Here is a 12,540-nt window from a genome sequence, read left to right as displayed (position 1 = left end):
TTTAGGATTCCATTTTAAATAAAGAAGCCCCGTAAATTTGATTTACGGGGCTTTCGTTTAAATTGTCATATGCAATATCGGAAAAGGTTTACCCATACCGTCTAATTCAGAACGGCCGGTTATCTTAAAACCCATTTTCTCATAAAACCCCAAGCCCTGCTGATTATCTTCGTTTACATCGACTTTATTTACTTTAAAAACTTGTAATGCATATTCCAGGAGTCTTTTCCCTATCCCCTTTCCCATATGCTGCGGATGGACAAATAACATTTCCAGTTTATCACTTTCTATGCCCATAAACCCCATAATCAAACCTTCTTTATCTCTGATGCAAAAGAGTTCTACCAATTTAAAATACTCGTTTAACAGTAATGATTTAAAGAATGCTATATCCTGTTCACTTAAAAAGTGGTGAGTGGCTTTGACTGATGCTTCCCAGACCTCACCCATTTCTGGAAACTCCGGCTCACCCGGAACATCTATTTGATATAAAACTGCCATAATAAATTAAATTTAAGAAAATGCAGAGAGCCGTCTAGATTTAGATGCCTGAACCGGTAATTGTTACAGACGATCAGGAAGAATAAGCAGATGAGTTTTTGTGCTCATGTATCTGCTATTCATCCGGTTTCAAATCTTCGTCTTTCTCTTCTTTGGTTTCTACATTTTCTGATGGATATTTTTGTCTGCCGGCCGGTATAGGTACAGCCCCGCCAACACTTAATCCAAAAGATGCTAAGCCTATCAGTAACACCATACCGATTAGGCGCAATACTTTTTGAATGCGCTGCATATAAAACAGTTATAAGTCATTAGCATTTTCAGCCAGGACTTTCGGTGAAGAAATAAATATTGATTTAGAAGCGATATATTAAACGCGAATGTTTAATATACAAAAGACATTAAGGGCTTAGCTTTTTCCAGGGTGAAACAGCTTACTATTTTAGTGAGCAAATAACTGGCAGGGATAAGTAGCATCCTTGTAAAAATGGCATTAAATTGTATTTGTACCAGCCTGTCTATAAGTAAAAGCCATAAGCTATTGGAGCAGGACAGCAAGGCCTTCTGAAAGTTTATGCCCCGTATTTTTTGAATGAAACTCTTGTAAAATATTTTGGTACTGACAGCCATATTCATGTGGCCTGCCAGTTTACCTGTAGTAATTTTCTGATCGGTTACCGGGCTGCGCCCTGATCCGCCAGCAATAGCAAACAGACTTATAAACAATAAAACAACCATTGCCCAATGGGACAACTTCGTTCTAAGGTCTATAGTTGTTAAATTAATCATATTTACCTTAGGGTTGCGTAATTATAAAACTGAATCCGCCCGTTACCATTGATCTTAATCGTTTTGGTTTCATCTGCTCCCTGAGCATTTTTAAGCGTTAAGGTAATTTCATTCTCGCCTGTTTTCAAAGGGATACGGGCATAAGAAATGCTGCCTGGCAGTGATTGCCAGTTGCGGGTATCAGCTTTCTCAGACAGCAGACTGTAAAGCTGCATGCCATAACCAAGACCTTCCAGTAAGGTATTGTTTTTCTGATTATCCCTTTTCGCACTTTCACGTAAAGCATATTCAGCAATTTTCTTAACCGCTAATCTGGAAAGTACTTTACTCATTTCTTTTAATGTGCGCTGCTGTAAGGTTCTAAAAGCAAGTTCATTGATATCTTCTGTTTTCTCTAAAGTGACATCGCCCTGCGTGCTTTTAATGACTGCGCTGGAATAGTAAGAAGGCTGTGCAACATATTTAGGGAAAGCAGCTCTTAAACTCTCTACTGCGTTGATATTTAATTTATCACGGTCACCGCTATAATTAAATGGAATCAGTAAACCACCAGCCACATTACTAAAGAACAAATTCCCGCCATCGCCCCTTGTTAAAGTGAAAAACAAGTCTTCCTGTTTTTTTACTGGTGCAAGACCATTCTCCCAAAAGAAAATCAATTCTCCACCTTCCGGCGCTTTTTCTGGTTTATATTTGATGCCAAATGCACTTTCAAACTGCATAGCCTCAGAAGTAAAACCATTTAAATAGGCCGTCCTGATTACATCTTTTTGAAGCTCTAAGGGCATTTGAGTACCGTAATAAGTCTTTTCTGGACTTTTCTGATAGATTTCTACAGCATTTCTATAAGAGATAAAAGCATTGTTAACGTCATTATTGCTCTCATAAATCATGCCTTGCAGCGTTAGGGAAAATGCATCCTGGCTATAACGTTTATCCTTATTATTGAACTTATCACCCTGTTCCTGAGCCTGTAAACTGATCCGTCTTGCTTCTACAACAGCTTCTTCTGTATTGTTCAGATAAAGGTAATTGAGCGCCTTATAGTAGTGAATCATGAACTTCTCAAAATCCTCTCCTTTATAACGTTGGGTCATTGGGTTAACCAATACCCCCACTGTTGCATCTAATGTACCGGTCAGGCCTATTTCCAGCATTTGATCAGCCTCATTAAAATACCTGTTGCTATTTTCGTAATCTCCAAGTAAATGACTCACTCTACCCTTTTCCATCAGGAAAAGGAGTTTATTTCTCGGTTTCTGGATCAGGCTGTTCTTATCGAGTTCAACTTGTGCCTCCTTGTAATTTCCTGTCGAAATATTTTTATAATAAGGAGTGATACGGTCGTTATAACTTGCGCAACCAAATAAAAAAAGCATCAATCCTACAACTGATGCCCGAAGAATATACGTACGAATGGTTGTCATATTAGCTATAAAAGCCCTGAAAATCAGGAATATGATATTCAGGGCAATGGGAAATTCCGGGATTAGTTTTTAACGTACTTGGCTATTTTCTTTTCACCGATCCACACGACTTCGTTAGTCTGGATATTGGTCAGCTCAAGATTTACCTGGTAATAAACTACTTTCTGACGTTTATGGGCGTCAACGATAGAGTTTATTGATCCCTGAAGAATATAATCAGCACCATTTTCTAAACCGAACTTCTTAATTGTTGAAGTTGAAGAGTTAGTTTGCTGATCAGCTTTTTCTGCACGTAATTCTTCACGTTTCTTACCACCTTGTACTAAACGTACTCTTTGGGTCTGAACAAAAGAACTTTCTATATCTTTCACGAAAGTCTCCGCATCAATGTGCTCATGACTTTTGTTTTGAACAAATCCAACAATCACTACAGGTTTTTTACCCTGATGCTCTTCCTGATGAGTACCTAACCAGCTTGCATTCAGGATATTTTTTGTCAGTTCATCAGCTACCATTCTGGAATCACTGTTATTCCATGAACCACTGATATCGATTGTCTGATCTGTACTCACACGTGTTACTTGTCTGGATGAACATGATGCAATCATCATTCCTGAAGCGGCAAGCGCAGTAACTGTTAATAATTTATTGAATTTCATCTGTGTTATTCGGGTTTTTATAATTGTTAGATCGTATTTTCAGGAATTGTTACCAGCCAAACCATAAATTACTACGACGACCGTAATAGTTTCCATAGTTATAACCACCAAAAGCATTGTAGCCAAGGCCAAAACTTAAAGAAGGATAAAAATCACCGTAATAGCCATTCATTCTTTCTTCATGTCTCCATTCACGTCTTTGACGGCGACGTTCCAATTTTGCTTCGTACCAGTCATATGCTTTATAAGTGTTCTGTACGGTAGTCCCCTGACGGCTTGTCAGCGAATCGGCTACCTTAAAATACTTGTCCTGGCTTTCTTTATATCTTGGGTTTTGATCTGGAGCCAGACCAGATTGCTGTGCGCTAGCCGTTCCAGCATATAAAGCGCCGAACAACAGGCTTGAGATAACGATTAGATTCCTTTTCATGACCTTAGATTTAATACTAACAAAAATAAACAAAATACGGATCAGGTGTACAAATTCATTGCCACAACTGAGTTAATTTAACGTTTTTTAACGAAACTTTGATAATCTGGCTTTAGACAGACTTTATTTTACCGGACTTTCTATTGGAAGCTGAATATCGTCCGGAATGACAGGTCCCGCTTTTGCCTCTGTCCGGCTGTTCAAAACGTTCAAAATCGGGATAAACCATAATAAATTGTGATATTTAGTACATTTATATGTATAATTTTTAAAAAATAAATCTTCACTATGAAAAAACTTATCCTTTCCTTAACATTGACCGCCATCAGTCTGATCGGCTATGCACAGGTCGCCCCGAAAGCTGATACGACAAAAACCTGGACTATCCATGGAGAAAATACATTATTAATTAATCAGAGTTCTTTCTCCAACTGGTCTTCTGGCGGGGTAAATTCAGTAGCCGGAAATATCCTGTTTAATTATGATTTCAATTATAAGAAAAATGTCTGGAGCTGGGATAATAAAGTGATCTTAGGTTACGGGTTAAGTAAACAACAGAATGTTGGGACGCGAAAAAATGATGACAGGATTATTTTAAACAGTTTACTGGGTCGTCAGGCCTCTAAGTACTGGTTATATACTTTTTATGCAAATTTCCAGACTCAGTTCGCAAAGGGTTATAATTATTCTACAACTCCTCAGAGTTTGATTTCAACTTTTCTTGCGCCTGCCTATCTGACGTTCGGACCTGGTTTTGCCTATAAACGTTCTGATAATTTCAGGATTAATATTTCGCCTGCTGCTGCACGTGTTATTATCGTTCAAAATGATACTCTTTCTAAATATGGTGCTTTTGGTGTAGATCCTTATAAAAAGAGCAAATTCCAGTTTGGCGCTTCATTAGATGCTTATTACAAAGTGAACCTGCTCGAGAATATCAGCCTGGAAAACACTTTAAAACTATATTCTGATTATTTGGATAAACCAGGAAACATTTATACCGATTATACAGCTAATCTTTTTATGAAGGTAAATAAGTTTGTCACTGTGAATGCAGGGGTGCAATTGATTTATGATGATAAAACTAAAATACCTTATGTCGATAATGGAGTAGACAAAACTAAAAAAGCACTGCAGGTAAAACAGATTTTTGGAGCAGGGGTAACTTATAAGTTCTAAATTATTAAATATTTCAGCTTAAAAGGGGTGTTGTCTTTTGAAAGGCAATACCCCTTTTAGTTATCCGGATCTTCGTTCAGTTTTGAAGTTTCTTTTGAATCCTTCATCAAGACATAAACGACGAGCGACATCAATATACAACCGGTTATATACCAGTAAAAATAGGGTTCATGTCCTATTTTTTTAAACCATAATGCTAAATATTCAACGGTCCCCCCAAAAATCGCTACAGTAATGCCATAAGGTAATCCCACTCCAAGCGCCCTGATCTGCGCTGGAAACAGCTCTGCTTTTACAATTGCATTGATACTTGTATAACCGCTGACAATTACTAACGCTGCGAGCAAGAGAAAAAACGCTGTCCATTGTGAGGTTGTGTGACTAAGTGTAGTCAGTAAGGGCACTGTAAAAATAGTCCCCAAAACACCAAAACCAATTAGTAAGGGCTTACGGCCAATCCGATCTGAAAGACCGCCAAACAAAGGTTGTAATATTGCAAAGATGAGCAGAGAGAAAAAAGATAATAAAGTAGCTTCTCCTTTGGAAAGATGAACTGTATTAACCAGGAATTTCTGCATGTATGTTGTATAGGTATAAAATGCGAGCGTACCACCCAGGGTCAGTCCTATTACAGTTAATATCGCCTTAGGGTGCTTTAACAGCTCTCTGATCGTTCCGTTGTTTTCATCTTTTCTATTTTTTTGCGCTTCAAATGCTTTTGTTTCATGCAGACTTTTACGAAGATATAACGCGACTACGGAAAGTATCGCCCCTATTACAAAAGGAATACGCCAACCCCATGAGATCAACTGTTCTTCTGTAAGTATTCTTTGAAGAATGATCTGAATTCCTAATGCGATCAGCTGTCCGCCAATTAATGTAACATATTGAAAACTGGAATAAAAACCACGTCTGTTTTTAGTTGCCATTTCACTCAGATAGGTTGCAGAAACACCGTATTCCCCGCCAACACTAAGTCCTTGTAATAGTCTTGCCAGCAATAATAATATGGGAGCTAACAGTCCTATTGTTTTAAAGGCGGGGGTTAATGCAATGAGTAAGGACCCTAAAGACATCAGCAGGACTGATAAGGTCATACTTTTTTTACGGCCAACTTTATCGGCAATCGTGCCAAACATCCATCCGCCTATTGGACGCATTAAAAAACCAAGTGCAAAAATACCTGCCGTATTCAGCAATTGCGCTGTTGAACTGCCGGAAGGAAAAAAGGAAGAGGAAAAATAGATAGCAAATGCAGAATAGGCATACCAATCGTACCATTCTACCAGGTTTCCTACCGAACCTCCAAAGATGGCTTTTAATCTTTGTCTGGAGATTTTAGGTGCTTGCTGATTTTCAGTCAATTGTTCTATAGCTGACAAATCGGTCTGTCGTTTCATAGGATCATATATTTGGTGGATTGTATTCTTCTGCAAAGGTTAAGAAAGCAGAGCCTTATCTCCATATGCAAGATAAGATAGTCTGACTAATTTTTTTCATTATTCTATTGCGTAACCAAAAGGTTTCATTAAATTAGTAACCGAACGGCTACATAATTAATTATACCCTAATGAGAAGAGATGTGTTTCAGGCTATTGCCGACCCAACCCGCAGAGAGATTTTAAATATGATTGCACATCATTCTTTAAATCTGAATGCCGTGGCTGAGAATTTCGACATCAGTCGACCCGCTATTTCAAAACATATAAAAATATTGACGGAATGTGGCCTTATCGCTATTAAACAGCAAGGACGGGAAAGAATCTGTGAAGCGAAACTGGAAAAACTGAACGAAGTTTCAGAATGGATTGAGCAATACCGGGTATTCTGGACAGCAAAACTGGATGCGCTGGAAAACTTTTTAGCTAAAGATGAACCTGCTCCAATTCTTTCTGCTAAATCTGATAAAATCAAAAATAAATCTAAAAATCAATAACATGAAAAACCAACCATTTGTAATTGAACGGACTTATAACGCGCCTGTAGAAAAAGTCTGGAAAGCCATTACTGACAAAAATGAAATGAAGCAATGGTATTTTGATCTGTCAGAATTTAAGCTTGAAAAGGGGTTCGGGTTTACTTTCGATGCTGGTGATAAAGGTAATATGTACACACATCTGTGCAAGATAACTGAGGTTATTCCTCATCAGAAATTGAGTTATACCTGGAGTTATAAGGACTACCATGGTGATTCACAGGTCACATTTGAACTGTTTGCTGAGGGCGATCAAACGAGGTTAAAACTTACGCACGAAGGACTGGAAACATTTCCTCAGAACAACCCTTCTTTTGTTAAGGAAAGTTTTGCTGCCGGCTGGACTGAAATTATTGGTAAGTCTTTGAAAGGGTATGTAGAGAATTGAGGTAAACCATATTTATGACAGAGGGGCAAGCTCCTCTGTCATAAATAGATTAAATTTAAAATTTCACTGATCTTCTGATATTCAACTTATAGAACCTGGCTCATCGTAAGCTACTGATTACTAACAGTCTTCTCGATTAATGGCTTAAATGACTCTTTTATATAGAAATTGGCATAATATTTCGTAATTTTGCAGATGATAATTGAAAAGGAGTAGTTAACCACAATTATCATGTACGTATTGGGGCCGTTTTGGATTTGACAGGGCGGAGGTACGTATGTTAGCATGCAGTGCGTTGTACGGGGAGCACTTTAAAGTGAACGTTCACACTTTGATTGGCGAAAATAACTACGCCTTAGCTGCTTAATTTAGAATTAAATAGCTTTTGTCCCTCTGGCTGCCGCGTTTTTAGGCCGGAATCAGGGGCATCGAAATAATTACGCTGGCAATTGTAAGGTATGGTACAGTTGTGAGATAAAATACCTAAGGAGAAAGGCAAGGTAGGTTTCCGGCCCGTCTGATCCCGAAAATAAAGTGGAAAATAAGCATGTAGAAGGCATAATTTGCCACGCAACTGGACAAGGGTTCGAACCCCTTCGGCTCCACCAACAGCGAACAGGACGGTTAAGATTGACACAAAATCTTAACCGTCTTTTCTTTTAAGCCGTTTTACTATTTTTTTTAGTATTTTTGGTATCAAATTGAACGCTTTTTGTTGACACCATGTTGACACCGGGGCTCAAAAAACTGTTGACACCATGAATATCACTCTTAAACTTACTTTATACAAGGGTAAAACCTATGCAGATGGCACTCATCCCATTTTACTTAGATATACTATTAATAGAAAAATAAAAAAAAGGTATTGTATAAATGCTTATTAAAGGACTGGGACTTTAAAGCAGATAGAGTAAAAAGTAAAAGTCCAAATGCAGCATATATTAATAATATGCTTTCTGAAAGATTTGCCGAAGCTGAGCGAGAACTTTTTCAAGTTCAAAAGGGTGAAACTAGTTTAAGTTCTTTATTTGGGTCAGAAAAACAGCTTACTTTAAAAGAGTGTTTTGATCTAGAATTAATTCGATTAGAAAAAGAATTCAAATCAGGGTATTATGACAAAATACTAGCACTCAGAAAACAAGTTGATGAATCTGTCCTGGTTGATGCAATTGATGAAGCGTGGTTTAGCAATATGGTGTTTAATTTATCCAAATTGGGAAATATTAATAACACCATTAAAAAGAAAATTAAAGTTATTAGGGGAATCATCCTGGAATATTCTAAAAAAGGTGTTACAAAGGAAATAAAGGAATATTCCATACCAACCACTAAATCTTTAAAGCAAAAGCTGACTAGTTTAGAACTGAGTGCCCTTGAACAATTAAAACTAGAACCATTTTCATTACTTTCAACCTGCAGATATATATTCTTATTGCAAGTTTATCTCAGAGGAATAAGAATAGGCGATTTACTCCAGACAAAGTCTACAGATTTTGTAAATGGACGTTTTAGCTATAGATCAAATAAGACTGATGAACCCTACAATATTAAATTGATTCCGAAAGCTCTGGAAATTGTAGAACTTTATTCAGGCAAATACGAAAGACTTTTTCCATTATTCACCTGGACTCATGACAACAAACTTACCAAGTTTCAAAATTTAAGAAATAGACTAAAACACAAGGAAATGTGTAGATTGACGAGTATTATGAGATGTCTCCCCGGCCTAAAAACAAAAAGCCAAAGCTTGATGTTTGAATAGTAAATCGTTTTGACTTATGTGCGCTCGATATACATTGACTCAGGAACAAAATAAAATCATGGCAGCCTATCAGGTTAAATTACCTGATGATTATCGCGCAAATTACAACATTGCCCCAACGCAAAATTCTTTAGTAATTACTTCTGACTAACCGGATATTGCCCAGCAGATTCACTTTGGTTTAGTTCCATATTGGGCACAAAGTACTAAACTTGATTTCTCAACGATAAATGCCCGGAGCGAAGAAGCCACCGGTAAGAAAACATATGCTCCCCTGCTGCATAAACATAAAACCTGTTTGGTACTTACAGATGGTTTTTATGAATGGGATAAGAAAACCGGGGAGACATTGCCTTACAGGTTTGTATTGAATGATCGGGAGATATTTTCTTTTGCTGGCTTATGGAGTCAATAGAAAGATAAATTATCAGGTGAGATTTACAGGTCATTTACAATAATGACTACTCCAGCAAATGAGACTGTAGGCAAAGTCCATGATCCAAAATTCAGAATGCCAGTTATTTTGGATAAAAATGAAGAGTCACTATGGCTAAGCAAAGATTTAAGCGTTGAACAGCTGCTAACGCTTTGTGATCCCTATCCTGACGATCTTATGGATAGTTTTAGGTTTCTAAAGGTGTAAATATTACAGCTGTTAAAGGAATTCCGAATAATCTCCCAGAGCTTATACTACCATTGAATAGCATGTAACTATGGAGCCTTTTGAACTAACTTTTGCTGAGAATATCAAAATAAATATTGTACCAGCTCACCTATTTGGGAAAGATCTTGTTTACTATTTATTCATTTCTGGAAAAGCACACGGAAGCCTTATACCCTACATCGACGATAATGCCCAGCTGGGTTGGAGAACTGAAGATAATATTGATCCAATTTTGGTAGAAACAATTGGTCGTATGATAGATGAATATGAACAATTTGATTCTTAAGTATTATTGAAAACCTCGCAAATTAGTAGATATGATTACGGGTTTCCGTATTTGCCCAAAAATCACCACGATAAAATCACATTTGACGTAATAAAAAAATTTCCATTCGACTTATTATCTATACTTGAGCAATTTAAATTAAGTATGGAAAAAATATTAAAAAATCGCTCAGTTAAATTAGTTTTCACACTAGTTTTTCTTACACTGACTTATACTTCCTGTAAAAAGGATAAAACAGAAACGCAAAATAAATCTGATATAGTTGGAACGTCTATTTCTGCTGCAAAAGAAAGTTTTGAAAATAACTCAAAAATTATTGAGCCTAATTACACAGGTCAGTCATTTCTTTCAAAAGATTTATTGGGAAAGAAAGTTAGATTGGGATAATGCCTTTTCACAAAGTAATGGTGATACAGTTGCAGTATTCGTGCCTGTGGAACTTGATGCAAGAATTACACTGGTAGATGGAGGCCTGCCTGGTGCTCGTTTAGACAATCTCTTATACCTGAGACTGATGACAACCTCTAAAGCATTTGAAGGAAGTAAAGCAGAAATGATTTCAATGATTCCAGATCAAATTTGGGAAAAAGGAAAGAAGTTTAGTGGTCACATGTTTATAGAAAATTGGTTTGTACCAAATATTTCAGTTGTCTCCAGAACTAAAAACTCAACAATCCCAACAAACATTAATCCTAAAAAGGCAGGTGATAAAGTTGTCAATGGCTTCATGGATTGTTATACAGCCACAGAAACGGCATGTGTTGGTGTTGGTGGTGGAGAAACTTGTGTTACTAATACAACTACAGTCTGTGTAGGTGGTGGTGGTGGCAATCCAGGAGGTGGCGGTGGTTATGGCGGTGGCGGTACAGGTGGTGGTGGCGGCGATGCAGGCACGCCCGGGGCAGCGGGTGGCAGCGGGGGTAATAATGGCAACCCTAATAATCCAACTGCCACCTGGTCACTCGACCTTACTCTTTTTAATTATCCCCCTGGGGAAAAAATATCCGATATTAAAAAATATCTTCAATGCATTGATAGTCAAAAAGCCGCGACGATTACCATCTATGTTGATCAACCAGAAAACAACAGTACAGACACCTGGTCTGGTAACCCGGCAGATCCCGAAGTAGGTCATACTTTTGTAACAATTCAACAAGGAGATACCAAAAGAACTTTTGGTTATTATCCAGATAAACCAGTAAATCCTCTACTCAAACCTTCATCATCTAGTACATTGATTATGGATGAAGGTCATAAGTACAACGTTAAGATTTCGATTCCTGTAGAACCAGCTCAACTTCAAAATGTATTAAATACCTCTGTGAATTATAAAGGTACTTACAATCTGAATAGTTATAATTGTACCGACTTTGGTCTATCTATTATACGTGCTTCTGGATTAAATATGGAAAGCAACGAAGGGAATTGGCCTGGTGGAGGAGGACATAATCCTGGAAATTTTGGCCAAGAAGTTAGAAATAGTAAGTTCCCTGGTAATGTTACTAAAGACACTGTCCCAGGAAATGCCCCATTAAATTCAGGTAATTGTAATAAATAATAATATATTAGATTATGAAAATTTTATTCTTAATACTTACCCTTTCAAGCATAATGTTTAAACAAAGTCAGGGTAATGATGAAAAACAAATAGAGACATATTTAGCTATCGTAGCTAAAAAGAATCTTGACAAAAAATCATTGTATCCTTTTATTGTTCCAATTGGTGATCAAAATGATTCAATAAACAAAAAAAGATATGAAATCTTAGATTTGCAATTAACTTATCAAAATAAATTATTGCAAAACAAAGATCTTAGAAAGATAACAATAGTACCTTACAAATCTTTACCCGCTTCGCAACAAAATATAAATGGGACCGATGAATTGACAGACAATATCTACGAAATCCAATATAATGGTAAGAGGCTGTTTACTATGTTGCTTGATAGTCGACATTTGATAAAATCAATGTCTCTTGCTAGTAAAGGAGAGGGAAGCCCAAGATTCTTCTTTCTAATTTAAATTATTATTAAATAAACTAGAAACCCGGGTCCTATGATAAACTTAGGTCCCGGGTTTCTCAAATAAAAAAGCCAATTATTACTGAAAGGCTCCAGCCTGCTAGGAACCGGAGCCTTCAACTTACTATATAATTCGATACTGAACTGTAAAATTCACCGAGACGGCGGAACGCCCCCCGAAGAAGGGCGACTATATGTTATAGCCGGGCATTGGGTCAGATATCATGGCTGCGCGTCAAACAAAGAACCGAAGAATAATTCCTATAAGGTAAAAAGTATCGGTTCGCCGCATATTTTTTATTTACCTGATTATATCAATCAACCAGTTTCAGCTCCCGAATTACAATCCACCATATTCTGGGAACCAAATTTAAATACCCGGACAGACGGAAAAAGTACTATTGAATTTTACACCTCAGATATTAAAGGAGCATTTACAATTGTTGTACAGGGTTTAAC

Annotated in this window: 15 protein-coding genes, 1 other RNA gene and 1 pseudogene; 10 read left to right on the top strand and 7 right to left on the bottom strand. The window is 37.2% G+C overall.

All coding sequences use genetic code 11. From position 1 onward, the window contains the following. Positions 1-57: 57 nt before the first annotated feature. From HDE68_RS01105 to HDE68_RS01080, 6 genes are all read right to left on the bottom strand, one after another. A complete protein-coding gene (locus HDE68_RS01105; protein WP_183878077.1) occupies positions 58-501 on the bottom strand; it encodes a GNAT family N-acetyltransferase in 444 nt (147 codons plus the stop codon). A 115-nt stretch (positions 502-616) separates the two neighbouring features. Then, on the bottom strand, positions 617-793 hold the full coding sequence (locus HDE68_RS01100; protein ID WP_183878075.1) for a hypothetical protein: 177 nt from the start codon (positions 791-793) through the stop codon (positions 617-619). Positions 794-885: 92 nt separating this feature from the next. Then, positions 886-1,290: a hypothetical protein gene (locus HDE68_RS01095; RefSeq protein WP_183878073.1), complete on the bottom strand. Its 405-nt coding sequence runs from the start codon at positions 1,288-1,290 to the stop codon at positions 886-888. A gap of 2 nt (positions 1,291-1,292) precedes the next feature. Further along, complete coding sequence (locus HDE68_RS01090) at positions 1,293-2,717, bottom strand: COG3014 family protein (RefSeq protein ID WP_183878071.1); 1,425 nt, start codon at positions 2,715-2,717, stop codon at positions 1,293-1,295. Between the two features lie 62 nt (positions 2,718-2,779). After that, entirely contained in the window at positions 2,780-3,376 is a 597-nt protein-coding gene (locus HDE68_RS01085) for a penicillin-binding protein activator LpoB (RefSeq protein ID WP_183878069.1), read from the bottom strand. 49 nt (positions 3,377-3,425) lie between these two features. Continuing rightward, entirely contained in the window at positions 3,426-3,806 is a 381-nt protein-coding gene (locus tag HDE68_RS01080) for a hypothetical protein (protein ID WP_183878067.1), read from the bottom strand. Positions 3,807-4,094: 288 nt separating this feature from the next. Between HDE68_RS01080 and HDE68_RS01075 the strand changes: the two genes are divergently transcribed. After that, entirely contained in the window at positions 4,095-4,985 is an 891-nt protein-coding gene (locus HDE68_RS01075; protein WP_183878065.1) for a DUF3078 domain-containing protein, read from the top strand. Positions 4,986-5,041: 56 nt separating this feature from the next. On the opposite strand, the gene HDE68_RS01070 is transcribed toward HDE68_RS01075, so the two are convergent. Beyond that, positions 5,042-6,385, bottom strand: coding sequence for an MFS transporter (locus HDE68_RS01070; RefSeq protein ID WP_183878063.1), 1,344 nt, complete (start codon positions 6,383-6,385; stop codon positions 5,042-5,044). A gap of 170 nt (positions 6,386-6,555) precedes the next feature. Between HDE68_RS01070 and HDE68_RS01065 the strand changes: the two genes are divergently transcribed. From HDE68_RS01065 to HDE68_RS01015, 9 genes and pseudogenes are all read left to right on the top strand, one after another. After that, entirely contained in the window at positions 6,556-6,921 is a 366-nt protein-coding gene (locus HDE68_RS01065; protein ID WP_183878061.1) for an ArsR/SmtB family transcription factor, read from the top strand. Position 6,922: 1 nt separating this feature from the next. Then, on the top strand, positions 6,923-7,348 hold the full coding sequence (locus HDE68_RS01060) for an SRPBCC domain-containing protein (RefSeq protein ID WP_183878059.1): 426 nt from the start codon (positions 6,923-6,925) through the stop codon (positions 7,346-7,348). A 242-nt stretch (positions 7,349-7,590) separates the two neighbouring features. After that, positions 7,591-7,956: a transfer-messenger RNA gene (gene ssrA / locus HDE68_RS01055) on the top strand. A gap of 257 nt (positions 7,957-8,213) precedes the next feature. Beyond that, positions 8,214-9,110 carry a hypothetical protein gene (locus HDE68_RS01050; RefSeq protein ID WP_183878057.1) on the top strand — a complete coding sequence of 299 codons (897 nt, stop codon included), beginning with the start codon at positions 8,214-8,216 and terminating at the stop codon, positions 9,108-9,110. Positions 9,111-9,126: 16 nt separating this feature from the next. After that, positions 9,127-9,753: pseudogene (locus tag HDE68_RS26455) on the top strand (SOS response-associated peptidase). Positions 9,754-9,823: 70 nt separating this feature from the next. Beyond that, entirely contained in the window at positions 9,824-10,060 is a 237-nt protein-coding gene (locus tag HDE68_RS01030) for a hypothetical protein (protein WP_183878052.1), read from the top strand. A gap of 144 nt (positions 10,061-10,204) precedes the next feature. After that, positions 10,205-10,447, top strand: coding sequence for a hypothetical protein (locus HDE68_RS01025; RefSeq protein ID WP_183878050.1), 243 nt, complete (start codon positions 10,205-10,207; stop codon positions 10,445-10,447). Further along, positions 10,377-11,618 (top strand): hypothetical protein, encoded by a 1,242-nt coding sequence (locus HDE68_RS01020; RefSeq protein WP_183878047.1) that lies wholly within the window; start codon positions 10,377-10,379, stop codon positions 11,616-11,618. Before HDE68_RS01025 ends, HDE68_RS01020 begins: the two co-directional genes overlap by 71 nt. A gap of 14 nt (positions 11,619-11,632) precedes the next feature. After that, complete coding sequence (locus tag HDE68_RS01015) at positions 11,633-12,082, top strand: hypothetical protein (protein WP_183878045.1); 450 nt, start codon at positions 11,633-11,635, stop codon at positions 12,080-12,082. The last annotated feature ends 458 nt before the right edge of the window (positions 12,083-12,540 follow it).

Source organism: Pedobacter cryoconitis (assembly GCF_014200605.1).
Taxonomy (GTDB): domain Bacteria; phylum Bacteroidota; class Bacteroidia; order Sphingobacteriales; family Sphingobacteriaceae; genus Pedobacter; species Pedobacter cryoconitis_B.
Note: the sequence above shows the minus strand (reverse complement) of the source record. Positions and strands in the feature narration are given on the sequence as shown.